The sequence below is a fragment of the Sphingobacterium olei genome (genome assembly GCF_005048855.1).
In the GTDB taxonomy this organism is placed as follows: Bacteria; Bacteroidota; Bacteroidia; order Sphingobacteriales; family Sphingobacteriaceae; genus Sphingobacterium; species Sphingobacterium olei.
Window position 1 is genome coordinate 735,621 of the sequence record NZ_SUME01000002.1, and the last position, 25,216, is coordinate 760,836.

At 40.3% G+C, this 25,216-nt stretch carries 20 protein-coding genes; 7 read left to right on the forward strand and 13 right to left on the reverse strand.

The window, feature by feature from the left end; translation table 11 throughout:
* Positions 1-87: 87 nt before the first annotated feature.
* The 4 genes from FAZ15_RS07330 to FAZ15_RS07345 form a co-directional block, all read right to left on the reverse strand.
* Entirely contained in the window at positions 88-1,707 is a 1,620-nt protein-coding gene (locus FAZ15_RS07330) for an NADP-dependent glyceraldehyde-3-phosphate dehydrogenase (RefSeq protein WP_136900643.1), read from the reverse strand.
* 82 nt (positions 1,708-1,789) lie between these two features.
* Complete coding sequence (gene uxaC, locus FAZ15_RS07335; protein ID WP_136900644.1) at positions 1,790-3,196, reverse strand: glucuronate isomerase; 1,407 nt, start codon at positions 3,194-3,196, stop codon at positions 1,790-1,792.
* An 18-nt stretch (positions 3,197-3,214) separates the two neighbouring features.
* The gene (locus tag FAZ15_RS07340) at positions 3,215-4,855 is read right to left on the reverse strand and encodes a UxaA family hydrolase (RefSeq protein WP_136900645.1); all 1,641 of its coding nucleotides are present in this window, start codon (positions 4,853-4,855) and stop codon (positions 3,215-3,217) included.
* 1 nt (position 4,856) lies between these two features.
* Positions 4,857-6,317: a tagaturonate reductase gene (locus tag FAZ15_RS07345; RefSeq protein WP_136900646.1), complete on the reverse strand. Its 1,461-nt coding sequence runs from the start codon at positions 6,315-6,317 to the stop codon at positions 4,857-4,859.
* Positions 6,318-6,510: 193 nt separating this feature from the next.
* On the opposite strand from FAZ15_RS07345, the gene FAZ15_RS07350 reads away from it, so the two are divergent.
* Positions 6,511-7,335, forward strand: a complete 825-nt coding sequence (locus FAZ15_RS07350) for an SMP-30/gluconolactonase/LRE family protein (RefSeq protein WP_136900647.1) — start codon at positions 6,511-6,513, stop codon at positions 7,333-7,335.
* A gap of 83 nt (positions 7,336-7,418) precedes the next feature.
* Positions 7,419-8,714: a UDP-N-acetylmuramoyl-tripeptide--D-alanyl-D-alanine ligase gene (locus tag FAZ15_RS07355; RefSeq protein ID WP_136900648.1), complete on the forward strand. Its 1,296-nt coding sequence runs from the start codon at positions 7,419-7,421 to the stop codon at positions 8,712-8,714.
* On the opposite strand, the gene FAZ15_RS07360 is transcribed toward FAZ15_RS07355, so the two are convergent.
* The 6 genes from FAZ15_RS07360 to FAZ15_RS07385 all read right to left on the reverse strand — a co-directional run bounded on the left by FAZ15_RS07360 (position 8,711) and on the right by FAZ15_RS07385 (position 16,493).
* Entirely contained in the window at positions 8,711-9,331 is a 621-nt protein-coding gene (locus tag FAZ15_RS07360) for a trimeric intracellular cation channel family protein (RefSeq protein ID WP_136900649.1), read from the reverse strand. The two genes, FAZ15_RS07355 and FAZ15_RS07360, sit on opposite strands and share 4 nt — an antisense overlap.
* A 127-nt stretch (positions 9,332-9,458) precedes the next feature.
* Positions 9,459-11,207, reverse strand: coding sequence for a M56 family metallopeptidase (locus FAZ15_RS07365; RefSeq protein WP_136900650.1), 1,749 nt, complete (start codon positions 11,205-11,207; stop codon positions 9,459-9,461).
* A 6-nt stretch (positions 11,208-11,213) separates the two neighbouring features.
* A complete protein-coding gene (locus FAZ15_RS07370) occupies positions 11,214-11,588 on the reverse strand; it encodes a BlaI/MecI/CopY family transcriptional regulator (protein WP_136900651.1) in 375 nt (124 codons plus the stop codon).
* A gap of 160 nt (positions 11,589-11,748) precedes the next feature.
* A complete protein-coding gene (locus FAZ15_RS07375; RefSeq protein WP_136900652.1) occupies positions 11,749-13,590 on the reverse strand; it encodes a M60 family metallopeptidase in 1,842 nt (613 codons plus the stop codon).
* Positions 13,591-13,781: 191 nt separating this feature from the next.
* The gene (locus FAZ15_RS07380) at positions 13,782-14,372 is read right to left on the reverse strand and encodes a TetR/AcrR family transcriptional regulator (RefSeq protein ID WP_136900653.1); all 591 of its coding nucleotides are present in this window, start codon (positions 14,370-14,372) and stop codon (positions 13,782-13,784) included.
* 732 nt (positions 14,373-15,104) lie between these two features.
* Complete coding sequence (locus tag FAZ15_RS07385) at positions 15,105-16,493, reverse strand: arylsulfatase (RefSeq protein WP_136900654.1); 1,389 nt, start codon at positions 16,491-16,493, stop codon at positions 15,105-15,107.
* Between the two features lie 202 nt (positions 16,494-16,695).
* Between FAZ15_RS07385 and FAZ15_RS07390 the strand changes: the two genes are divergently transcribed.
* The 3 genes from FAZ15_RS07390 to FAZ15_RS07400 are packed head-to-tail and all read left to right on the forward strand — an operon-like array spanning position 16,696 to position 18,553.
* Positions 16,696-17,529 carry a sigma-70 family RNA polymerase sigma factor gene (locus FAZ15_RS07390; protein ID WP_136900655.1) on the forward strand — a complete coding sequence of 278 codons (834 nt, stop codon included), beginning with the start codon at positions 16,696-16,698 and terminating at the stop codon, positions 17,527-17,529.
* Between the two features lie 48 nt (positions 17,530-17,577).
* Entirely contained in the window at positions 17,578-18,168 is a 591-nt protein-coding gene (locus FAZ15_RS07395; protein WP_136900656.1) for an FMN-dependent NADH-azoreductase, read from the forward strand.
* A 16-nt stretch (positions 18,169-18,184) separates the two neighbouring features.
* A complete protein-coding gene (locus FAZ15_RS07400) occupies positions 18,185-18,553 on the forward strand; it encodes a nuclear transport factor 2 family protein (RefSeq protein WP_162304895.1) in 369 nt (122 codons plus the stop codon).
* A gap of 3 nt (positions 18,554-18,556) precedes the next feature.
* Here FAZ15_RS07400 and FAZ15_RS23105 read toward each other — a convergent pair whose 3' ends face one another.
* From FAZ15_RS23105 to FAZ15_RS07415, 3 genes are all read right to left on the reverse strand, one after another.
* Positions 18,557-18,835 (reverse strand): winged helix-turn-helix domain-containing protein, encoded by a 279-nt coding sequence (locus tag FAZ15_RS23105; RefSeq protein ID WP_136900658.1) that lies wholly within the window; start codon positions 18,833-18,835, stop codon positions 18,557-18,559.
* Between the two features lie 54 nt (positions 18,836-18,889).
* On the reverse strand, positions 18,890-21,088 hold the full coding sequence (locus tag FAZ15_RS07410; protein ID WP_136900659.1) for a S41 family peptidase: 2,199 nt from the start codon (positions 21,086-21,088) through the stop codon (positions 18,890-18,892).
* 112 nt (positions 21,089-21,200) lie between these two features.
* Complete coding sequence (locus FAZ15_RS07415; protein ID WP_136900660.1) at positions 21,201-21,419, reverse strand: hypothetical protein; 219 nt, start codon at positions 21,417-21,419, stop codon at positions 21,201-21,203.
* A 328-nt stretch (positions 21,420-21,747) separates the two neighbouring features.
* Between FAZ15_RS07415 and FAZ15_RS07420 the strand changes: the two genes are divergently transcribed.
* Positions 21,748-24,003 carry a hypothetical protein gene (locus FAZ15_RS07420; protein WP_136900661.1) on the forward strand — a complete coding sequence of 752 codons (2,256 nt, stop codon included), beginning with the start codon at positions 21,748-21,750 and terminating at the stop codon, positions 24,001-24,003.
* Between the two features lie 447 nt (positions 24,004-24,450).
* Positions 24,451-25,216, forward strand: a 766-nt coding sequence (locus FAZ15_RS07425; protein ID WP_136900662.1) for an RtcB family protein, incomplete at its 3' end; no start/stop codon positions are given.

A 25,216-nucleotide genomic window follows, 5' to 3' on the forward strand; every position in this document is an offset into this window, starting at 1 on the left:
ATAGTACGATAGCTGTTGGACGATCGAATTTACAAAGGTTTATAACGATACAAGTCAAGCACGATGGCCTGACTTGTAACTGTTGTTTTAAAATATAAACTTGGTGCTGACGAAATTAGAATTATTGCTTTCAATAATATCATTGAGCAGCTTCTTATTGTCGTCCGTATATTTAGCTGCCACCAGTGATCGTATAGAAAACGACCGGATAGCATCGAATACCGAAAGTGTACCTTCCGCGCTGTCTTTTCGCCCGGTGAAAGGGAAGCTATCTGGTCCACGCTGACATTGGCAGTTGATGTTCACGCGGCTTACCTGATTCACTAAAGGATCGATCAGTGATGAAATGATCGCAGCATTCCGACTGAATATACTTACCTGCTGGCCATGTGGCGAGCTAATTAAGTATTCTATAGGCTCTTCTAGATCATCAAAAGGTACGACAGGGATCAATGGTCCGAACTGCTCTTCCCTATACAGTTTCATCTTGTCGTTTACGGGATATAAAATAGCGGGGTACACAAAGGATTCAAGCGTCTGGCCTCCGTTCTCATTGACTACTTTAGCGCCGTTTGCAACAGCGTCGGTGATGCATTCCTGCAAATATGCAGGCTTATTAGGCTCTGGAAGAGGAGTAAGCGACACGCCACTTTCCCAGGGCATTCCGAATTTTAACTTTGCGACCTCTTCAGAGAGCTTTTTCAGGAATTCCTGTGCCAAGCTGCGGTGTACATATACAATTTTAATAGCCGTGCAACGCTGTCCATTGAACGACAAAGAACCAAGCACTGTTTCCTTTACCGCCAGGTCAAGATCAACATCCTTTGTAATAATAGCTGCATTTTTAGCATCTAAGCCTAATATAGCACGAAGTCTATTTACTTTCGGATGCAGTTTCTTAAGCTCATTTGCAACCTTACTGCTCCCTATCAACGTTAGTACGTTGATTTTGCCGGATTCCATTAGTGCGGGAATGATCTTATTACCTCTACCGTAGATCGTGTTGATTACACCCTTCGGAAAGCTGGATTGGAATGCTTCCAGCAATGGATAATGTAATAATGTACCATGCTTAGGAGGTTTAAATAACAGCGTATTACCCATTATCAAGGCCGGAATCAAGGTCGTGAATGTTTCATTCAACGGATAATTGAATGGTCCCATACACAATACAACCCCGAGCGGTGAACGACGGATCTGGGCAATAATGCCCTGCTCGATCTCGAAACGGGAAGACTGTCTATCTAGATCTTTCAACGAATCGATTGTGGCGTAAATATATTCTACCGTTCTATCAAATTCTTTGATCGAATCCGCATACGATTTTCCGATTTCCCACATGATCAATTTGACGACAATATCTTTTTTGTCGATCATTTTATTCGTGAAATCTTCTACACATTTAATGCGCTCAGCTACCGACATCGTAGGCCATTTCCCACGTCCATTGTCGTAAGCCGCTACCGCTGCATTTAGTGCCTCTTCGGATTCTTTTTCCGTACATACTGGATAGCTGCCAATGCGTTTACGAGCCAGGCCGTCTTTCGTTTTTACACATACGGGTGAGAAAACTTCACTGACAGGACCATTCCACGTTTTCATTTCGCCGTTTGATAGAAATGTACGTTGATCAATCTGTTCTTCCAAGAGATACTCCTTCGGGATGTCTTCTTCTTCCCAAAAGAGGTTTTCCAAATTTAAGCTCATATTAAGTTTAGTTGTTTAATGATTATGTGCTAAAGGTAACCAGAAGCTTGACCGGTGATAAGTCAAGCTTCCTTTTGTATTATTATTTGTAAAAATTAAAGTAGTTTCTCGCGTTTTTATAGCAGATATCTTCTATTAGCTTACCGATCCATTCCATATCGTTTGGCAATTCGCCATTCACGACATCTTCGGCAAAAAGGTTACAAACCAGCCTTCTAAAATACTCATGTCTAGGAAACGAAAGAAAGCTTCTAGAATCCGTGAGCATACCCACAAGCCGGCTTAACAAACCCATATTTGATAAGGTATTCATTTGTTTGATCATGCCGTCTTTTTGGTCTAGAAACCACCAAGCCGATCCAAATTGAACTTTACCAGCGACAGATCCATCGTTAAAGTTTCCAATCATTGTAGCGATCAATTCATTGTCTGCCGGATTGAGATTATAAATAATGGTTTTCGTAAGTTTATCCTGTGTGTCCAATCTGTTTAAGAATTTGGATAATGCTCTTGCCTGGCTAAAATCCCCAATCGAGTCAAAGCCTGTATCCGGGCCCAATTTGGTCAACAGTCTAGTGTTATTATTGCGAAGTGCACCTAAGTGGTATTGTTGTACCCATCCTTTTTCATGATCCCATTCTGCAAAATAGATCAACATAGCAGACTTGAACTTCAGATTTTCCGAATAACTGATTTCCTGATTCGTACGGATTTTATTGAAGATAGCAGCGATTTCCTCTTTCGTATAATCTTCGGCATAGATTTGTTCTAATCCATGATCAGATACCGAACAACCATTGGCCGCAAAGAAATCATGACGTTGTTTGAGCGCATCCAAATATTCATCTAGTGAACCTATTGAAGTGTTGGTAACCTGTTCCAATTTGGAGATATAGGCATTTAAATCTGCTATATTATCCGAGTTCATCGCTTTATCGGGGCGAAATGCAGGCAACATTTTTAGCGTAGAATCTTCCTTAGCAAATTGCTGATGGTATTCCAGCGTATCAATCGGATCATCTGTCGTACAGACTACTTCGACGTTCATCTTTTGCAATAGTCCACGTACGGCATATTCAGGTGTACGAAGTTTAGCAGAAGCTTCGTCGTAGATCTCTTTTGCCGTATTTCCGTTTAGCAATGTGTTGATTCCGAAATAACGTTGCAATTCCAAGTGTGTCCAATGATATAGCGGGTTGCGCATTGTATACGGCACGGTTTCCGCCCATTTTTGGAATTTTTCAAAATCTGAAGCGTCACCGGTGATGTATCGTTCATCTACCCCATTTGTCCGCATTGCACGCCATTTATAATGATCACCATATAACCACACTTGAGTCAGATTTTCAAAATTGATATTATTAGCAATCTGATCCGGAATCAAATGGTTATGATAATCTATAATAGGCTGATTTTTGGCATAGTTGTGATATAACTCTTCCGCCACTTTACTTTGTAGTAAGAAGTTATCATCTAAAAAATTCTTCATGTCAAATAGTTTTTATAATTATAAACTCACGCCTCTTTTCCAAGGAATGAAGTCGTCCTGATTTAATAATACTGCTTTTGGTGTGATCTCGCCACTAGCGGCTTTGATGCAATACGCTAAGATGTCCTCTCCCATTTCTTCAATGGTTTTTTCACCGTCAATCACTGGGCCGGTGTCAATATCAATAATATCGCCCATTCTGCGGGTCAGCTCTTTATTTGTTGACACTTTGATCGTCGGACAGATTGGATTTCCCGTGGGCGTGCCCAAGCCTGTCGTAAATAAAATCAGCGTCGCGCCGGACGCCGCTTTTCCGGTAGTAGCTTCAACATCATTTCCGGGTGTACATACCAGATTTAGTCCCGGTTTAATAGCCTGCTCGGTGTAATCTAATACGTCCTCTACAGGAGAAGTACCCCCTTTTTTTGCAGCCCCATTACTTTTTATGGCATCTGTAATCAGTCCGTCTTTGATGTTTCCAGGAGAAGGGTTCATGTGGAATCCCGATCCTGCTTGTTCGGCTGCTGTGCTATAGGCACTCATCAATCTGATAAATTTTTTTGCGGCCTGCTCGTCTTTTGTGCGGTCAATAAGTTGTTGCTCCGCACCACACAATTCCGGAAACTCAGCTAATAACACCGTACCGCCCAATCCGACCAATAAATCGGAGGTATATCCAACAGCGGGATTGGCGCTTATACCGCTAAACCCATCACTTCCGCCACATTTAACACCCAGTACGAGCTTACTGATCGGAGCCGGACTGCGTTCCAGCTTATTTGCTTCAATTAAACCCGCGAAAGTTTGTTTTATCGCTTCTTTGATGAGCTGTTCTTCACTTTGTGATTGTTGCTGCTCAAAGACAAACAAAGGTTTATCAAAACCGGGATTACGTTCCAATAAGTCTTTTCGAAAGTCTGCAACCTGCAGGTTTTGGCAGCCCAGACTTAAAACAGTTACCCCAGCTACATTCGGATGATCCGCATAGGCGGCCAGCAATTTGCTGAGTACCGCGGCATCTTGACGGATGCCGCCACAACCACCTTGATGGTTGAGGAATTTAATGCCGTCGATGTTTTTAAAATATCGCTCGTTTGGTGCTGCACTATCTGCAGAAAAATCAAGGTTAGAAATATCGTCTCCCTGCTCATAGTATCTGATGAGGCTATGGGTGAATCGTTTGTATTTATCGGTTACCGTATAACCCAGCTCATTATGCATCGCTTCTTTTATGACGTCCAGATTTCTGTTTTCACAGAAGACAGTCGGTACAAAAAGCCAGTAATTCGCAGTCCCCACACGGCCATCACTACGCCAATAGCCATTGAACGTACTGCCCTCGAATTTGGATACATCAGGAGCCTGCCATTCGTAGTGATAAGGACGATAGGTATAGGGATCTACCGCATGTTTCGTGTTTTGGGTATTCATGATGCTGCCTGCCGGGATTGGATATTGCGCCTTTCCGACCAATACACCATACATATAAATCTCGTCTTGCAAGTTCATATCCTGCGTAAAAAACTTATGTTTGGCAGGAATATCTTCCAGCAGGGTATAAGCCTTGTTTTCGAAGGTGATGGTCTCCCCTTGGGTCAAGTCCTGAAGAGCGACCAATACGTTATCCTTAGGATGTATGCGTAATACTCTTGATTTCATCTTAAACCGCGGTTTTATTTTCTTTTTTAATGGTATTAACTTGCGCTTGTACCTCTTCCAAAAACCCTGGGAACGAGGTTAAATCGACACCCCAAATCCCTTGATCGGTCAAAATGTTTTTAACGACTGTATCTTTATTTTGCCAATAGTCGTACAGTTTTCCGGCTTGATCATCTTGAATGGCGAACGAAGTATCTTGTAATTTTGTGAAAAATTTATCGGAAACCTTTTGCGTGTCCATAAGTACGATATACGCCGCAAACCCTGTTGCGATGTGCTTCGGTACATTTTCTGATTTATTATACCATTTTTCGACAATTGGAACGTTCCGTAAAGCCATTTTCGATGTATAGTTTAGGGAGATAGCTTCCCACTTGTGTGCCAGGAAAGGATTGCTAAAGCGATCGATTACACTGCTTGCAAAATCGTTAATATCTTCACGGGTTATTTCTTCGGATTCGATAGCCTGACCAATCTCATTAAACGCTAATTCTTCGATGAATTTTTTGAAAGAAGCATTTTCCATGGCTTCCTTTACGGTTACAAAACCCTGGAGCAATGCGTATGCACAGGTGAAGGTATGTGAACCATTTAATAGGCGAAGTTTAAGTTCCTTGAATTTATATACGGACGGTGTAATGACCACGCCAGTATCTACGGACTCAAAACTCAGAATCTCTTTTACTTTAGGATCGTTAGCTTCGATGGCCCACAATGTGAAAGGCTCCGCCATGATCATAAGGTCATCCTTGTAGCCTAAGCTTTCGTCAACAAATGCGCCGGGTACAATGCGATCAACAAGCGTATTACAGAAGGTATTGGCAGATGTTAACCAGTGGATAAATGCCTCTTCAAGGTTGTTTTTTTGTGCCAACGAAATGGTGTATTGTTTTAGTACGTCTCCGTTATTAGAAATAAGTTCTGTCGGCAAAATGACCAATCCTTTACTTACATCACCACTGAACGCCCTGTAACGCGCGTATAAGTACGACAGAAGTTTGCCCGGAAATGAGGCTGGCGGCATATCATGGATATTGTCATTGCTTTCTACAATGCCTGCTTCTGTTGTATTAGAGATGATCACTTCGATATCTGCGCTTGCCGCAGTAGCAAGTATTTCATTCCATTCTTCTCTTGCGGATAGTACACGGCTGATAGAAGCATTAATAATATTTTCTTCTATAATTTCTCCTTTACTGATACCTTTAATACAGGTAGTATACAAATTGTCCTGTTCTTTGAACGCATCTACACCACCCGAAGACGTTGATTTTACGACGATAATGCGACCATTAAAAACACCTTTTTTATTGGCTTTATCGACGAAATAGTCCGGCAATCCGCGTAGCAGCACACCTGTTCCGAATTGGACTATTTTTTCCGGAAGATGAAGAACCTTTTCAGTTGGTTTTTCGACTGTATTGTTCGTTATTGAAACTAGATTTTTATGATTTAAATACATAGAGACTTTATTATATTGGATAGACAAGTCTAACCAATTTTATTAGAAAAGCGAAGTGATTTTTACGCAAACGATGTCGAAGAAAGTGTGTTATGTAGAGAGAAGGTAAATTTGATGTTATGATTTGATTTAGCTATTTTTATCCCAATAGCTTCATCACCGTTAAAAGGCAAATTAAATAGAAATTAAATAGATGAAAAAGTTAATCAGTATATTATGTGCCGTGCTATTCGTTCAAGGAATTAATGCACAACAAAAATCTCTGGATAAATTATGGGAATCAACAGATCAATTACCCGTTCCGGAATCTGTGCTGTTTGTTCCTGAAAAAAAGGAACTATATGTTTCCTTAATTGATGGAGAAGGAACTACAAAGGATGGCAAAGGGGGTGTTGCTATTTTAAACCTTGACGGATCGCTGAAGCACGCCGATTGGATTACCGGACTCAATGCACCTAAAGGTTTGGCTCTATATCGCGACCTTCTGTACATTGCAGATATTAGTTCCGTAGTGGTGGTGGATGTTGTCAGCGGAAATATAGTAAATGAAATCGAGATAGCGGAGGCGACATTCTTAAATGATGTTACCGTTGATAAGAATGGTGTCGTGTATGTTTCAGATACACGGCAAAATAAGATATTCCAAATCAAGGGATCTAGATATACTTTATATATGGAAGATGTTCCTTCCGTAAATGGGTTGAAATTTGTAAATGATCATTTATATGCCTTGGCGGGACCGGAGTTATGGAAGATTGATGCCAACAAAAATAAGACCGTACTTGCAACGGGATTTGAGAAGGGTGGCGATGGGTTAGAACCAGTAGGAAATGGCGACTTTCTGGTTACATGTTGGTCTGGAATTATTTATTATGTGCGGGCAGACGGATCTTTTCAAAAAATGCTCGATGTGCAAGGTAGTATGAATACAGCAGATTTGGGGTACAATCCAAGCGAGCAAATACTGTATATCCCGACCTTCAATAGCAATAGCGTCGTCGCATATAAACTTAGATAGAAGGGATACTAACATAAAAAGGAGCATTATTAGAAAATTATGCTCCTTTTTATGTTTACTTTTGTTTTATCAATTAATAGGTTATGCAGATCGATCAACTTTACGATATTTATAAGGCGTTTCCCAAAGTCACTACTGATACGCGTAATATAGCGGCAGATAGTATTTTCTTTGCTTTAAAAGGAGCTAACTTTAATGGAAATGCATTTGCCGATCAGGCGTTGGCAGCGGGAGCAAAATATGTCGTGATAGATGAGGCTCAATATGGTAAAGGCGATCACTACATTGTCGTGGAGGATGTGCTTTCCACACTTCAAAATCTGGCAAAGTATCACCGATCACACTTAAATATTCCTGTTATCGGTGTCACCGGAACAAATGGTAAAACGACAACGAAAGAGCTATTATATGCAGTGCTTTCCCAGCAGTATAAAACGTATTCTACACAGGGTAATCTAAATAATCATATCGGAGTGCCCTTGACCCTCCTCTCCATAGACAATAGTTACGAAGTCGCTATTGTAGAAATGGGGGCAAATCATGTAGGAGAGATTGCGCTATTAAGTAATATAGCAAGGCCTACACATGGTCTTATTACCAACGTAGGAAAGGCTCATTTGGAGGGTTTTGGTTCATTCGCAGGAGTTAAACAGGCGAAAGGGGAGTTATATGATTTTCTTCAGGAAAATAGCGGCGTTCTTTTTTTGCAAAGCGACAATACCGAATTACTCGAAATGGCGAATGCGAGAACGTTTAATAAAATCGTGCGATATGGTTTTTCCGATCAAAATAATGTAATTGGAAAGTTGTTGCATGCAAATCCATATCTTTCCATTAGCTGGAAGATAAAAGATACAACCCCCATTTATGAGGTATCTACAAGCCTGACAGGAGCGTATAATATCGAAAACTTCTTGGCCGCTATTGCAGTCGGATTACATTTTAAAGTGGGCCCTATCCCTATCAATAGGGGTATTGAAGAATATGTCCCGAAAAATAATCGTTCGCAGATTACAAAAACAGCAAAGAATACCATTATTGCGGATTTTTATAATGCGAATGCAAGCAGTATGTCGGCGGCTTTGGATAACATGAAGGTGCTGGATGCAGATCGGAAAGTGGTGATTTTGGGCGATATGTTTGAAATGGGTGAGGACGCCTATGTCGAACATAAAAAAATTATCGCACTGGCGAAGTCCTTGCGTCTGGATCGATTAATCTTTGTAGGAGAAGAATTCTATGCACAGAGGGAATCCGGAGGCGAATACTATCGAACCACGGAGGAAGCTAAATCAGCAATTTCAACGATTTCGGATAGTTTTGTCTTACTAAAGGCATCTAGGGGGATGGCATTTGAAAAACTATTGGAACAACTTTAAGCGTCTTTTTTTTCTGTAGGGTTGACTGTCGGTAACGACAAATTGAACTTAACAGATAATATGCGAATCAGAAATACGAGTGCTGCACTTAAGAAGGCATTCGTACCATTATCCACATGAAAGTTATTCAATACAACAAATAGCATTGCCCCGGATAAACATGCTGTGGCATAAATCTCTTTCCGCAATATTAATGGTGTCACATTCATTAATACATCACGTATCACCCCACCCATGGATGCAGAAAACATACCTAACATAATTGCCGCAATATCACTGCTACCATAAGATAATGACTTTTGAACACCCACCACGGTAAAGAAGCCGATACCGATTGCATCAAATAAGGATAGGGTACGCGCCCATTTGTCCAACTGTTTGTTGGCTATAATTGAAATAAATACGCCTATGAATATAGCGATTAAGTAATTTCCATCTTCCACCCAAACGGGTCTGATATTTAGAAATATATCACGCAAAGATCCTCCGCCAATAGCCGTCACAAATCCGGTAAAAGTAGCGCCGAAAATATCAATGTTATTGCGATTGGCTGCCATAGCTCCTGAGATGGCAAAAACCATTGTACCTAAAAGATCGCTATAATATATAAAGTCCATGTGTTAACGAAGTATGCTTAAACACAATAATACGTAAAAAACCTTCATATTTTACCAATAATACAGGTAAATATGAAGGTTCTTGAAGGGCAGTGATATGAACACTTTCAGAAAAAATGGTGTAGCCTTATTTTTCTTTTGACTTTCGTAAGGTCTCCAACTCTTGTTGATATTTTTTGTGGATTTCTTGATATTCCGGAGCATTATATGTTTCCGTTATCTTATTTATTTTATCCTTGAATTCTGGCGATTCGTAATATGTTGCAATGTTTTTCGCATTGATTTCTATTTTAGCTATTTTCTCTTTGAATTCTGGCGATTCAACGTATTTTTCGATGTCCTTGGCGCTGGATTCTATCTTCGCGATCTTTTGTTTAAATTCTGGGGACTCAAAGTATTTTTCTATTTTTCTAGCTTCCAATTCTATTTTGGCTATTTTTCCCTGAAATTCTGGCGAATTAAAATACTTCTCGATATCTTTTGCATTTGCCTCTATTTTCGAAATCTTCTCTTTAAATTCCGGCGATTCGAAGTACTTTTCGACCTCCTTGGCATTGGCTTCTATCTTTGCTATTTTGGCCTTGAATTCCGGCGAATTGTGATATTGTTCGATTTCTTTTGCGCTCGCCTCTATTTTTGAAATCTTTGCGTTAAATTCCGCATCGTCAAACAATGCTTTTACACTGTCGGATCTGTTGTCCGAGTGTTGAATTACGGTTGTTCCCGTTGAAGTACTACGAACTATAGGAGTCGTTATCGATTCAACTGATGTTGTATCGCAATCTGCTCTTCCTGTCAACACTTCCCGTATTTCTGTTTCATTGTTTATTTCGGTTAGCGTTTCTTCCGCAGTTTTTTTATTTTTTGTAAGATCATTTTTATTTCTGTCCGGTGCAATCCAGGCAACAGTAATAAAGGTAAATAAGGTCAATGCAATTGCAAAGAGCTGTTGCTTTACATTGGGATAATTTCGTTCCATATTCGTTATTCTTTTTATACGTTTTAATAAATAGTGTGTATTTCCTGTGGCTGCCATAGACATAGAAGGAGCTTTTTCGATGCGGAGGGTTTCGATATGTAACAACGCTTTAGCATAGGCAAGAGGTGTCTTAGTCGAACGGACGACCAAATCATCGCATGCGTGTTCACGCTCGATATGCATAAACCTTGAAGTAAGCCATATAAACGGGTTAAAAAATAGCATCGTTTCGATACATACTTTAACGAGGTTAATTAAGTAGTCATTTCGGCGGATATGAGCCAGTTCATGTAATAATATAGCTTCCACCTGTTCCGTGTCAAGATGGTTTATCAGGGCAACTGGAAATAACACGACGGGTTTGAAATAACCGATCGCCAATGGCACGCTTACGCGTGTCGAAAGATAGAAACCTATCGATTTAGAAATGTTCAATTTTCGCAAGGCGTTTTGAAATAGGATTGACCACTCGGCAGGGACAGGCTGAATATCACGATTGCGGATGTTTTTGAGCCTAAGATAGCCTTTCAGTAGAAACGCGGTCTGACATAATATTCCCAACAGGTATATCGATACGATAAAAGGGAAAACATTTTCCGTTGCGAATTGTCCTTTTTGAAATTCTTTTATAAGCAGAACATAATCCTGTTCATTAAATTTAACACCTGGATTGGTTTGTGCAACCGGCAGGGAGAATGTAGAAGCAACCGTGAATATAAAAGCTGCCAACGTTAACAATAATGTTCCGAAGGCGATATTATGTTTTATTCTGGGACTCGCCTTAGGCATAAGTGTAAATAGGCCAACCAATATGATATATAGTATTGCACCTTGCCAGAGGGAGTGCACGATGCTCCATCCGAGGGCTTTAATTAGATTTTGAACGATAGCTTCCATGATTTTTTATTTTTCAAGTTTTTCAAGGTATTCTTTTATTAAATCAATTTCTTCCCTACTCGCACTTTTATTTCCCAATGCCTGCATGACTAACCGCGCTGTAGATCCATTGTAAACGGTATCTATCATTTTGTTTAGAAAATGTTGCTGCGTATGCTCTTTATTCAGTAAAGCTTTATAGATGTGCGTCTTTGCAGACGTATTTCTATCTACCATCCCTTTTTCGTGCATGATTTGCATGATTTTGAGAATGGTGGTATATCCGATGTCTTTTTTATTCAGCTCTTCGAATACTTCACGGACAGTGCACTCCCCTTTTTTCCAAAGGACCTGCAAAATTTCCATTTCACCTTCTGTAGGCTTAATTAAATGCTCACTCATATCTTCTACGAATTGTTTCGTAATCAAATGTACGAAGTAATTCGTAGAAACAAAATAAAAAGTTAAATTTTTTCTAATTTTGAGATAGTTGTTAACAGTTTTCTTTTGTTTTAGATATTTAAGCGTACATATTATATTTGCTGCATGTTATGAAACGATATTAGTTAAGCCTGTTTAGCCTGAATTTCTGAGCATTCGAACCGTTGGCATTCCATATTTTTAAGCTAGTTCCATTGTTTGTCGACATATCGTTTACATCCAATATTAGGGTCGGCGCATTTCGGGGAGATAGTGTATAGCTACCTTTTCCATCGGCTGCTAAGGACCATTTTTGATTATTTCCTCCATGTAAGCTATACATCTTTATCAATGTGCCGGCGGTCGAACTGCCATTCTCTACATCTATAACCTTGCTCGTGTCTGCCATAGATTTAAATATATACGATCCATCGGTTGTTTTACGAGCCAGCCATTTCTGGTTGTTTCCTCCTCCATTGTTGGTCCACAATGTAATTGCAGTCCCGTTTACAGGGTAATGGCTATTACAGTCTACCACACTGCTGTTGTTCAGTTTAGTTATAATATGATATATACCTCCGTCGATAATATTTCCTTCCGCGGCATTTAAATCGGTTAGCAGGGTATAATCCTGTGGCGGATTTGGAAGATTTAAGCCTGCGATTTCCGTATAGATGGATTCATCATATTTGAAGCCCCATTTACGGAAGAAAGCAGTAAGATTGTATCCGGATATGGTACAGGCTTTTACCATAAAGAAACGTTGTCGCGCCACGTCGTTCATATTGTCGGCAAGCACGCTGTGTTCTCTACTTTGGCGATGGAGCTGGATGAAGAAATCATCCCCAAAAGCGAGCCATAGTTGGTGGAACATATACAATTGTCCAAACGCGCCAACGTTTTCAAAGTTGCGGGAAGATTCGTTTACAGCGAAGAAAGGTAAAATTACATTGTTATATACATTGTCCACAATAAGGCGTCTTTGATTGACAGGAATATTCATTGCGCGTTCTGCTGCCAATGTATACACATTCACTGTAGTCTCCCCCATGGATCCCCATTTCCATGTCTGCTGTTGAAACATATGCCCAATCTCATGCCATGGTCCCCATCCCTCTAGCGCAATCAATGGCGTGAATGCGTATTGGGCTGCGTTTACATGATAGGCTGTTCGGTAATTAACGGCCGACATCCATAGGTCATTTAGATCAGACTCTACAAATAAAACCCGCTTGTGCGCACTTGGGGTATGGAGTGGTATGGAGCCGTCTAATCCGTGTATATAATCGTAGGTGTTGGAGATTAAATCTCCATTCGAGACAACTAGGTTGTTGTCTTGATTATAGGTATTGAGTGCACGATCACGCGTAAATACCATTAAGCTTCTTGCGCCCACCATCAATACCTCCGGTACATTTTGATAAGTCTGTAGTTGATTATACCAGTCGGTGTTATTCGTCTCATCACGAAGAAAAACAGCATGCTTTACATGACCATTTGTAAACGTTATCTTGGCTTTTGAAGTGGGATTGCTGTTCGTATATCTCACCCAGATAATTCCTCCCACATTATCCACATTGATAGTATTGTTTCCTACAGCAAGATGAAACTCCTGTGGATTCCAGCGTTGTGTGGTACGTGAGTAAGTCCCGATCAACAACGTGGGCCTGTTATTACCTTGCGTTAGTTCTAGATTCACCGTGAGTGTACTGTTTGGAAGCGCATAGAATCCGGTAGGTTCGTGATCTGTCATTGGATAGCCTACCTGCAGTCTTTTCCTTTCTGTATTTGCATCCACTATTTCAGTGAAATTTTGGGTGTTTTGACCAATTTGTGCACTCGTGATTGCCATGGGATTGGTGGTCGCAAGTTTTTCAGCGGTGGCGATGGGATTGAGTGATTTCAGGTTTTCTTTTTTACTGCAAGACAAGAAAAAGGCCAGTAGTAACCAACCAGACATAAGTGCAAATGATTTGCTTTTCATAACTTTTTAATTATAAATTGTTTATAGTTAGATTTAAATTAAAAAAAATGCCGGAGCCGGCATTAAAAAGAATATACTAGCCAAGGGGTTGGCATAGAATATCCTTTTTTTGAATGCAGTATATCGTTTGCGTAAAAAAACTAAGCAACAGGTGTTTGTAACAAAAATGTGAAGAAAGGGGGCTTTTTTATTTATTTCAAATGTTTGATTAATCTCCTCATTGTGTTGACTACTCTATTTCTGTCGGATTTTTTGTTTACATCAATCCCATAGAAAGTGTTTCCTTTCTCCGAAGAACGTATAGAAAGATAATGCAATCCACCGACGACCAATGCCAATAGCGGAGGCACGTCAGAGCTGAAATCCTGTTGGTTGACAAATTCATCAACTATCTTGTTTGTATTGTCATGCCTCTCTTGAGCAATTTCTTTCAATGTTTCATTCTCTTCACTTAGCTCCCATATCAATAAGCGCTTCAGTAGATCATTTTCATAGATAGAGGCAAATTGATTGGTCAATATGTGCTTAACAGTTTCTTTGTCCATTTCTTCGGAAATCTCCGTTTTAGATTCCCAAAAGTCCTGTCTTCTTAGGAACTCGGTCTGCAGTCCGTTTAGATCTCCAAAATGGAAGTAAATCAGTTTTTTATCTACATTTGCAGCTTTACAGATAGGAACCACTTTTAATTCCGTAAATCCTTTATCCGTAAGTACTTTTTCTACTGCGTTTAATAATTTCGATTTAGTGATTAAAGATCTCTTCGTTTTTTTATTTTCAGTCATATCGTAACTCCGTTATATGGTAAGAATTATTAAATTTTCCATTTGCGTTTGTATACGAGCAAATGAATCTTTTATGATTAAGTAAATAGTTTAAGACGTGTATTAATCCTGATTTCTGGAATATGTTAAAATTGGCTAAAGCCAGAACAATTTCTGTGGATACGCGAAACTTGAGGATTTAACATATTGACGAATAGTCTCTGATTAGTATAGTTCATAACGCATTTTATTGTTTATATTTTCTAAAATAGGTAATTTTTATTTGCTTTCAAAAGCGTTTGAAACATTTTTGGCAAATTGTTTTGAAATGAACAGTGAGCGGAAGCGGTTGCTCGTGAGAATTTGAATTATAGACTGAGAACGATATTCTAATTTTTTTTAGAGCGATATGCGATAAATTGATTTGTAAATATTTGATTATTAAACTTTTAATTTTTTGTCTATCTGTGACTTTGTGTATTTCAAAATTGTTAACGCACGACGGGTGGTTAGCTATTTTAAAAATTTCTTTCCGAATTTTTTTTCTTCGTTTAATTCTACAGAGATAATTTCAAGTGTAGTCGGTTTGGGAGCCAATATTTTATAGATAGGAACATTGAATTTTCTCTTTGATGAGGTACCCAAGTTGGGTTTACTTGCTACGAATCTCCCGTTTTAACGAAGCTTTAGCTCTAGAGCATTTTAACTCAGGCTAAAGATTAAGATATTTTTTAACTAAGTATAACCATACTACTATTTAATTCTGAACAGTGGATGTTCCGATGTGGTGTGCTGCTTTTCCATCCTATCTTCCATTTTTTTGACCTGATCTGGAAAATCATTAGCAAGATCTTTTGTTTCACCAATATCGGTACTCAAATCGTAAAGCTCTGTTCGTTGAGGTTCCTTACCTTTGTAGAAACGTACCGCTTTCCAATTACCCATCCGTAACGCTTGTTTAAATCCTCCTTCATTAAATTCCCAATAAAGTGTTTCATGCTGTGTTTGTTTTTTTCCACCAGTCAGATCTGCAGCAAACGATATCCCGTCGATATCGGCAGGAGCATTGCCTCCTGCGAGCTCCGTAAATGTGGGTACGATATCCCAGAACGCACCGATATGATTACTCGTTGTTGCGGCACTGATCTTCTCCGGCCAACGGACAATGAAAGGAATCCTGATTCCGCCTTCATACAGGTCACGTTTAATTCCTCGTAATGGCCCGCTGCTGCGAAATACATCCGTTGCATCCAATAACGTACGTCCGCCTTCTTGGTGGGTGCCGTTATCACTCGTAAAGATCACAAGCGTATTCTCTGCGATGCCTAATTCATCTAATTTCTTCAAAATCCAACCCGTATAGTCGTCTACGCTAGTTACCATCGCTGCATAAGCTGCTTTGGGAAAAGACTGAGGCCCATAATGTAAACCACTTGGTTGCGCTTTTTCCGGTGAGAAGATACTATTTCCTTTCGCATCCAGGTACTGATCCAGATAACGCTGTTGTACCGCCAGTTCAGCATGTGGTAGCGTAAAAGAAACATATAGAAAAAATGGATTATTGCGGTTCGCATCCATAAAATTTAGTGCCTGCTGTGCAAACCACTCGTTAACATAAGCATCTTTTTCCAGGGGTATTTTTGCGCTATGTCCGTTCAGGTATGTCCACACGGAATCCTTACGTTGGAAATGTCCTTCAACATGATGCAGTAAACCACTAAAAAAATCCCACCCTTTTTTTTCGGGAGCTCCGTCCGTGCCTGCTAGTCCTAATCCCCATTTACCTACCATCCCGGTAGTATAACCCGATTGTTTTAAAAGTTCTGGTAAGATGACATCGTGGCTTCTCAACGCAATTTCACCGTTGCCCCTGATGTAGCCGTTGCCCGTATGTTTCCCGGTCATCAAGGCGGATCGGGAAGGTGCGCAGACGGTACTGCCCGCATAAAACTGGGTGTATCGTCTTCCCTGGGTCGCCAGTTCGTCCAATACAGGTGTCTTTATTTTGGTTTGGCCATATGGTCCAATATCCCCGTAACCGAGGTCATCTGCCAGAATGAAAATAATATTGGGACGTTGTTGCTGTCCTATGGCAATAAGGAAAGGGGTCAATAGGAATAAAGCCAATAGCGATAGTCTCATAGTTTAGCGAATATATTTGAACCTAAAGATATAAAACAAAAGAAAATCTTCACTAGTGGATATGCAAACAAACGTTTGTTTAATTTAGTAGAAGAATTTTACATTTGTTCTGAATAAATAACAGTGCAATTCACCCATTAACAAAAAAATATATAAGTTGTCACGTTTCATCGGCTTTAGTTGTCCGTAAGAAAAAAACATAATGGACGAAACATACCGCAAATTAATTACATACGCTTACAATATCGTCGGATCTTATGAGGATGCAGAAGATCTGGTACAGGATACCCTCGAAAAATACATTGCTGTCGATAAATCTAAGATAGAAAATGAGCGCAATTATCTGATCCGTACTGTCATCAATCTCTCTATCAACTTTAAGAAGAGAAATAAACGTACCGCTCAATATGGTGTATGGTTGCCCGAACCCGTTGCTACGGACAACCCCGCTTCGAAACTGCTCAAAGAACATACGGCGAACTATACGTTGCTGGTATTGATGGAAAAATTGAATGCAAGGGAACGAGCGGTTTTTATACTCAAAGAAGGGTTTGATTACACGCATGAGGAGATTTCCAATTTACTTGAAATCAGTATAGCTAATTCCAGGCAACTGCTGACCCGAGCCAAAAAAGGAATGGGCCGGGCGCCGTTCAAGATAAGACAGCAACCAGACGAACTGCTATCCCGCTATATCAACGCAATCGTACATGCCGACATTCGTAGTTTAGAAGAACTATTGGTCGATGATATCAGAATAATGGCAGATGGTGGACAGAAAGTCAATGTGGTAAAGGATATTGAGGTAGGTCGTGAAGCAACAGCAAAACTTCTTCAATATGTATACCGGATGTTTCTCGAAGCAAAGGATTATACATTTGCGATAGTCAACCATCAGCCGGCCGTATGCTTTTATAAAAATAATAAACTCTATAATTGTCAGATATTTTCTGTCAGTCCATCTGGTCATATAGACAATATATATTCCATTGTAGATCCGGACAAATTATCACATTTCCAAAATAATTTAGAATAGTGTCACATTCAGATAGTGCTTGTTGTCTTGTATACAAAAAACGTATTTATGAAAACATTACTACGAATCGATGCAAGTATACGCACAGACGGTTCTTATAGTAGATCAATGGGTGATTTTTTAGAACAACGATGGAAGAAAAAATATGCTCATGGAAACGTAATATACCGTGATCTACGAATTCTGGATATACCCGATCTTCATCAGGAATTAACTACAGCATTTTTTGCCAAGGACAGAGAGGTGGCCATTCTAGACCTATCCAATGCTCTCGTTGATGAAATTAAAGCAAGTGATTATCTACTAATCACCTGCCCGATGTATAACCTCATGATCCCTTCCCGTCTAAAAGCATATATTGATCATATTGTACGGGTCAATGAAACATTTAGATATACAGAAGAAGGCACGCATCAAGGATTACTTGTTAACAAGAAGGCATTTGTAATTACGGCTAGAGGAGGCCAAAAAGATCCTACCGAGCACATCGATATATTTGGAAGATACTTAACGGATATTTTGGCTTTTATGGGCATTAGCCACAGCTATTTATTTGAGATAGAAGGCACGGCCAACCCATTAATGACGCCAACCAATCTAGCCTCTATTTATCAGGAAATCAAAACAGCACTAATCTAAAATTATAATGACGACAATGAACTATAGCATAGCGATTATACAGGCCATACATACCTTCGTAAATGCCGCCGATACACGTAATACTTTCGTATTAGCCGCCGTAATGCACGATGCATACCAAAATATACAAGATGGATTTTTTGAACAGAAGGGAATATTTATCTTTTCCAAGACACGTTACATCGAACTGATTGAGACAAAACGATTCGGGGGTTCACCACGTACGATTAAGATCGAGTCTATAGACGAACGGGGCAACATCGCCATCGCCAAGGTTATACTGGAGAGCGAACTGCTGCATTTTTCATCTAATATCACGTTGGTAAACGAAAATTCCGAATGGAAGATTCTGTATAATGTCCCCAGCATTCGGAAAAAGTCGTAGTAACTATCTGGTTTTCGTCATGCGTCGATAGCAGTTCCCCCTGAAAAGATCGGGGGTATCGTAGTATCCATCAATAATTTTCCAGTGGCCACCTTTCGCTGGGTCTATGCAATTTATTTTACCCATATCGTGCAATTTCTTTACATTATCTTGTATGTTTGTGGCGTTAATTCCGACAATTTCAGATAATTCTGGAATGGTTATTTTATGGTTTCTCTCACGTATCGCCCTGATTGTACAATAAGTTGTATTTCGTGCGGATGAGATCAAACTCGGAAACATTGTAATCCAGTAGCGATTTTGAATAATCCATGGATGAAACCATACCTGTTTTTATTAAAATAGATCTAAAGCGGTTTGTAATATCCTGTCTTTCTTGTTTTTAACATCTTCGATGGTCTGTTCTACATAAATGTCGGGAACGATTCCTATTCCCTGTGTTTCTCCCATATCGGGATAATAGACACCAATTCCTGAAAATGCAGTTTTAAACCCAAAAGGTAGCGGGATCGAAGAGAAATTTCCATCTGCTCCTGCGCTGTTTCTCCCAATTACCACTGTGCCTGGGATGGTCTGGAAGGCCATCGTCTGGAACTCAGCAGCACTCTGTGAGCCCTCGTCTATTAATATGACCACCTTGCCTTTAAAATGATTAGGGTTGTGATTACCAATGGTGCTTGAACGCTTTATAGCAAATTCGCCCGGGGAAAGACCTTTGTTATTTGAAATCCTAACAAAGGTTTTTTTTTCCGGAAATAGATAATCTGAAAATAACTGGTGCATCTCTTCCGCTGGATACTGCCTATAATCTAATATTAGGCCTTCTTTACCTTCCATCAAATTAAGGAACGGCTCGAGATCTTTTTCTTTGAATTTTCCGGCTTGAACGTATCCTATACGGTTATTTATAATCTGAAAAGGTGGCGAGCTTTTTTCAGGGACTGACCGGATAGCATCTATCTTTAATGTAGGGATGCTAATGAAACTTTCAATGTCATTTCTTGAAAATTTGATTTTCAGTTGGTCTTTATTCGTCTGGAAGAGAATCTGCTCCATATATTTTAAAGCTGTTTTTTCATTCGAAGCAGCTATAAACGGGCGTTTGGATCGAATATATTCAACGATGGGGATATCATTAACTTCAGCTATAACATCTCCAACTAACAGACCTTTTTCACGGTCCAGGCTATCGACTCCCAACGCCGCAACAACTGCCTTGTCATTAATAATCTTAATCTTAAACCCGACACCGTTATTCCCGAATACAGTTGTATTATAATAAGTCGAAAGAGTAGCAAAAGCATGACCATCGTTTATTTTAGAAAACAATCTTAGATAAGCACTATCTATAGCCGAGAAGGTATTGGCACGATGGAAAACCGGTATGAATTCTTCCAAAACCCCGTCCCAGGGCTGTTCTGTCAAATAGCGGTAAGGAAAGAAATACTGAATGATATTCCAGTAACGAAATAATCCCAGCAGTCTAATACCAATATCATCCACACTTGCCTTTGTGTATGAAAACTCTTTGATGTCCGGGTGATCTGGGCCTGCAAAATACTCTATATATCTATGTTGATCAGGAGGTTCAACTTCCGACAATTGTAAAAGTATCTTTTTCAGTTTATCGGAATAATCTAATTGCGCGATCCAGGTCAAATCTGTTCTCAGTTTCAGTTCGTTTTTTTCATTGTGATCTTGTTTATTGTTTAATCTAGATGGTATTTCGCCAAATTTGTGGATCCAGTTAATGAATTCAATTTCCTGTTGCTCTTTTGATTGAAGGGACAGAATCTTAGGAAGAAATTTAAACAATTCGGCATCCATGTTCCATTTTCCCTCAGCTACGGAAGGATGGAAATATTTGATTGTTCCCCAGACCAGCGCAACATCTTTTAAAAGTTTTTGATTCTGATCGTTTAGTTCGAAAGGAGATAAACGGGAACTTGACCTGTAAATAGAATCCGCAGTGGACTCAAAGACCGGAGCTTGCTTATAGTTTTTGGAATCAACAAACAAGCGCAATTCGTTAAACCATGCTGTGCCACTTCCAATCAAATATAATCCTATACTTATCTTATCCGTTTCTTCAGGAGCGAGTTCCAATGTGATGCTGTAATCTTTCCAGTCACGGGTGCCATTAATTTTTAGGTCTTCCAAATTTTTAAAATCAACCTTATGATGGACATGGCCATAGATCCCGACCTGCCCATCTTCCGAAACATTTTCAGTTCTTATTTTAGCAACGAAAGTGAGTGATTTCCCGGCTAAATTATCAGGAATATCGAAAACTAGTACACCTGCTCCTGAATTCACCTCAGCTACGGACTTTATTTTCAAAGAGGGGGTACCCGACGCTAATTGACTGGTGTCCATTCCGATGTCGTAACCCTCGCTATTAACGATATGCCAGCCAATTGGGAGATTATTTTTAGTTTGCTTAAAATCTAGATTGTAGTCTCTTTGGGAAACTTGAGCTAAAGCAGCTGTGTTAAAAAACACGACAAAAAATAGAAGTTGTAATACTACCTTCATGATATAATCTTTATGTTGGAACTAATCTATATCGAAATATTTATACACCTCATAAGCTCCTTCGTTATTTATCATTTTTTAACGTTTCAACAGAATATCGAGAGTCTGTATCTTATCCGTATTTTATCCATAAAAACGGATTGAAAAGCAGTTGGTATTCTATCCCTCTAACTGAACGCTGGATTTTTTTAACGGATTCTTCTCTTGTGATGTGGGGATTGTCCTCTATATAAGAGCGTACTAAAGCAGAAGTTTCTACCACAGTTTCTACCACAGTTTCTTCGATAGGTTCAGCATCGTGGGCGTAAACTATAACTCTAAACCGCGACATAAAATTGTTAATATTGTCGTAACTAATAACCGCTAAATCCATGATGCAAAACAGCAAATAGATGCCATCTTATCATTATTAACTGAAAACGGTTATTCTTTGTTCGATACCGAGCTGCTTATTCTTTTTTTTATATGTAAAAACGTTTTAGTATCTTTATCAGACAGTTATATTCAATTATGATTCAGCTAGGCTCCGCCAAGATAGATGATTTGATTTTTTATATTTGTTCATCTTGATTCCGTCCATTGAAGTTTTTAGTATCCGTTAAAAAAGAGAAGGACGATTAATACTTAGCATGACCGTACACCTTTCAAATATTAAGAAGTTGACCATATTACAAATTAATACTAGCAATAGCGTTGTTCGTGCTGTTAGCAAACGACTATTGATGGTGCTGCTGTATTTTATATTTGCCCATAAACTTTATGCCCAGCACGATGTGCAGCTGCATACAGATAGGACATATTATTTTCCAGGTGACACGGTGTGGTATAAAGCTAACCTCATTTATAAAGGCAGCCCCGACACCGCCGTACGGAATCTCGCGATGGCCATCGGCCGGCCGGACAAAGATGTCCTTGAGCAACAGCTAAGGCCTGTTGTAGGAGGTTCGACCTTTGGGCAATATATTATACCGGATGATTATAAAGACCATGAGCTCTATTTCAACCTGTACACTAAACGAAAAGAGCACGAACCATTCGTATCCAAGATAGGCGTTTTTCAGAAGAAGGAAGTAGTATCGGACAGTAGACCTGCCGTTGAGGTACTTATTGAGGGAGACGGTATCCTTCCCGGACTTTTTAATAATGCATCTTTCCAGTGGAACGTACGTACCGGGATCAATGCTATACTGGCCAACGAAAGCGGGACGGAAGTGGCCGCTTTTACAACCGATACCCTTGGCAGGGCATCCGTGCAGTTCAGGGCAGAAAAGACCCCTTTGTTCCTACGTTGGTCCCATCAGGGCACGGACTATGAACAAGTACTTACGAATAGTCCATATGGTGCACGTATGAGGCTTGGACAGGCCGGTGACACCACCCTGATCGTTATCGAAAACCAGTCCAGATTCAGAAATGCGACCCTGCTATTCATTCCCGAACCTGGCACCACATGGTATAAGAACCTGCATTTTGGGATAGATAATATGATAACATTCCCCCTTGAAGAACTGTTGGGAGGAAGCTATTCCGGAGACTTCGTGCTTGAAGAACAGGACTCCGTGCTTGCCACGATGCGGCTTGACCGCTTTAACCCCATTCAGCCACAGTTGTCCTTCGAACAGGTTTCCTTTGATCGATTTGGTGGGAACAGCTTCGATATCCTGATCCCGGACTACAATGAATGGAACCTGTCCGTTTCTGTGCACGACGGCCTATTACCTAGCGTTGCGGATAATCCGGCACGTTATAAATTTGCCATTTGCGGACGATACCGCTATTCCTACCCCAAGCCCGGGCCTGCTGATTCCATTAATGATGCCGTTCTCTCGCTGCAAGGGCGGATAACGATGCCGCCCAAAGAATGGGAGAAGTTTTGGGGTCTGCGCCACAAAAGGCAGCAGCGCCTTGAAAAAGAAGATAAGACCGTAAAAGGAGTTTCGTTCGGTTACCGGCTATTGACCGAAGCAGATTTCCGCTATGAGGAGGTACCGTACGATACTTTAGGCAATCTGCTCCTGCGTGACATCGTTTTCTATGACACGCTACAGACCCGGGTGGTACAGATCGACGAACGCCTCAAAACCATTTCGCATGAGATCGAGTGGAGCTTTTCCAACTTTGAGCCGGTCGACCGAATGGTTGTCCCGGATTTTGAAGCGGGAACGGATCTGTCACACGTCTACATCGGAAAATTTGATCCCCATTACTACATACTCCCCTCGGGGGAACGTGCCATCAAAGAAGTTGGTATTCCCCGAAAGAAGGTCGACGCCAGGATCCAGAAGATGCAGGCACAATTCTCCCGGGGCTGGTTCGACCGCGAATCGGTGATGGATATTGATCTTCTCCACGAAGGTATACCTGGTTATGTGTTTACTTTAGAGGAACTGACTGAATACCTAAAAAACAAATATCCGATAATACGAGGTCTAGGGCCTTTGATATTGGCGAACAATATACATGATAGGGATAAGACATGGACAGGTGGAGATATGCCGTTGGATGTTACAGAGATTGTCTTTGCTAGGGTGTACGAAAATTACATCCAACACCCATCAGGTGGTGGAGCCATTATGTACTACACCTCGGGCGTCAATGCAAGGAACAAGGATATTGGTGTGGCGAAAATATCACTTTCCAACGTGGCTGGCTATAGTGGTTTTCACGATTTTCATCACAAAAAATACAACAGAGACAGCTTGCCGGCTTATGACGATCGGCAGACCCTATACTGGAATCCTGATGTACAGATCAAGGGCAACGTGAAGTTTCCCGTTAGGTTCCACAACAACACCCTGTCGGATTCGTATATTATTACGGTTCAGGGTGTATCACGAACGGGAAGAACCATTCGATTCAGTAAACGAGTTACAAAAGCAGATATAGATACTTCCTTATTAGAAAGAAAAAAATAATAGCGTATTTGTAGTTTTAGTAGATGACTATTTCTAAAAATACACTAAAAATGCTCGGGATCCAATTTTGTATCAAATCTAACTACCTCAGTCCAATCTCTTTTTTGCAAATGTCAGCATATTGATTAACTTTGCGTCAATTCTTGATTTACTAATCTTTTAAGCATCAAGGAATCATGACAGCGCAAATTTACATATCGCCCCTTTCGCTCATTGCCTAACAAGGCAGTCAAACACTTGTTTTTTTATTGATTAAGCAGTTGCGTACATAATTATGCTGGTTGTTTTTTGCTGCCTTCAAATTCTTGGTATTTTCTGAGCACCTATACAAGGGTATATCCTTCCACAAGGATGAAATAGCGTCAGACAACAAATTCAACAAATTTTTAATAACATACTCGGCGACAGCTTCAATGCGTTCCCGAGTTTAGATACATAAGAACCCACATGGGCAATTTAAGAACAAAAGATTTAAGTAAAATCGGCTATCGAAATGATCAATTACGTAGTTTGGTCATTAACATAGTTTCCAAACATTTCAAACACCACAGCAAGCAACAACTGTTCGAGATGTTGCAACAAATCATGGCCGATCCGGCGTCATTTTTAGCAGACGAGGTCACGGGTAAAATTGCTGAAAAAATCATAGGCGAATCGGGAAATCCATCGTTTCAAACACATGCACTACGCGACGAGCCGGTCTTCTGTAAAACCTACGGTGGTAAGTGGATTGAACCCTCCGCCAAAAAGCAGATGGAACTCGCCACTCTCTTGCCGATCAGCGTACAAGGTGCACTCATGGCAGATGCACACATGGGCTTTGGTTTACCCATCGGCGGTGTGCTGGCCACGGATAATGCCGTGATCCCTTATGCAGTGGGGATGGATATCGGATGTCGGATGTCGCTCTCCATTATTGATGAAAGCGATAGTTACATCCAACGCTTTGCCTATCAGATTAAACAGGCGTTGAAAAACTATACGCACTTTGGTATGGAAGGCGGCTTGGATATCAGGCAGGAACACGAAGTGTTAGACAGTCCCGTATTCAATGAGATCCCCTTTTTAAAACCGTTAAGAGGTAAAGCCGTGCGGCAGTTGGGCACATCAGGCAAGGGCAATCACTTTGTCGAGTTTGGCGAACTAGAATTGTTGGCAGGAAATGCGTTAGGGTTACCCGCCAAAAAGTATACGGCGTTGCTGGCACATTCCG

Excerpts from the sequence above, each read along its gene's own strand:
- FAZ15_RS07385 (WP_136900654.1), bottom strand. The coding sequence starts at position 16,493 with ATGAGACTATCGCTATTGGCTTTATTCCTATTGACCCCTTTCCTTATT.
- FAZ15_RS07340 (WP_136900645.1), bottom strand. The coding sequence starts at position 4,855 with ATGAAATCAAGAGTATTACGCATACATCCTAAGGATAACGTATTGGTC.
- FAZ15_RS07365 (WP_136900650.1), bottom strand. The coding sequence starts at position 11,207 with ATGGAAGCTATCGTTCAAAATCTAATTAAAGCCCTCGGATGGAGCATC.
- FAZ15_RS07345 (WP_136900646.1), bottom strand. The coding sequence starts at position 6,317 with ATGTATTTAAATCATAAAAATCTAGTTTCAATAACGAACAATACAGTC.
- uxaC (WP_136900644.1), bottom strand. The coding sequence starts at position 3,196 with ATGAAGAATTTTTTAGATGATAACTTCTTACTACAAAGTAAAGTGGCG.
- FAZ15_RS07355 (WP_136900648.1), top strand. The coding sequence starts at position 7,419 with ATGCAGATCGATCAACTTTACGATATTTATAAGGCGTTTCCCAAAGTC.
- FAZ15_RS07390 (WP_136900655.1), top strand. The coding sequence starts at position 16,696 with ATGGACGAAACATACCGCAAATTAATTACATACGCTTACAATATCGTC.
- FAZ15_RS07330 (WP_136900643.1), bottom strand. The coding sequence starts at position 1,707 with ATGAGCTTAAATTTGGAAAACCTCTTTTGGGAAGAAGAAGACATCCCG.
- FAZ15_RS23105 (WP_136900658.1), bottom strand. The coding sequence starts at position 18,835 with ATGTTTCCGAGTTTGATCTCATCCGCACGAAATACAACTTATTGTACA.
- FAZ15_RS07400 (WP_162304895.1), top strand. The coding sequence starts at position 18,185 with ATGAACTATAGCATAGCGATTATACAGGCCATACATACCTTCGTAAAT.
- FAZ15_RS07360 (WP_136900649.1), bottom strand. The coding sequence starts at position 9,331 with ATGGACTTTATATATTATAGCGATCTTTTAGGTACAATGGTTTTTGCC.
- FAZ15_RS07380 (WP_136900653.1), bottom strand. The coding sequence starts at position 14,372 with ATGACTGAAAATAAAAAAACGAAGAGATCTTTAATCACTAAATCGAAA.
- FAZ15_RS07370 (WP_136900651.1), bottom strand. The coding sequence starts at position 11,588 with ATGAGTGAGCATTTAATTAAGCCTACAGAAGGTGAAATGGAAATTTTG.
- FAZ15_RS07350 (WP_136900647.1), top strand. The coding sequence starts at position 6,511 with ATGAAAAAGTTAATCAGTATATTATGTGCCGTGCTATTCGTTCAAGGA.
- FAZ15_RS07395 (WP_136900656.1), top strand. The coding sequence starts at position 17,578 with ATGAAAACATTACTACGAATCGATGCAAGTATACGCACAGACGGTTCT.
- FAZ15_RS07375 (WP_136900652.1), bottom strand. The coding sequence starts at position 13,590 with ATGAAAAGCAAATCATTTGCACTTATGTCTGGTTGGTTACTACTGGCC.
- FAZ15_RS07410 (WP_136900659.1), bottom strand. The coding sequence starts at position 21,088 with ATGAAGGTAGTATTACAACTTCTATTTTTTGTCGTGTTTTTTAACACA.
- FAZ15_RS07415 (WP_136900660.1), bottom strand. The coding sequence starts at position 21,419 with ATGTCGCGGTTTAGAGTTATAGTTTACGCCCACGATGCTGAACCTATC.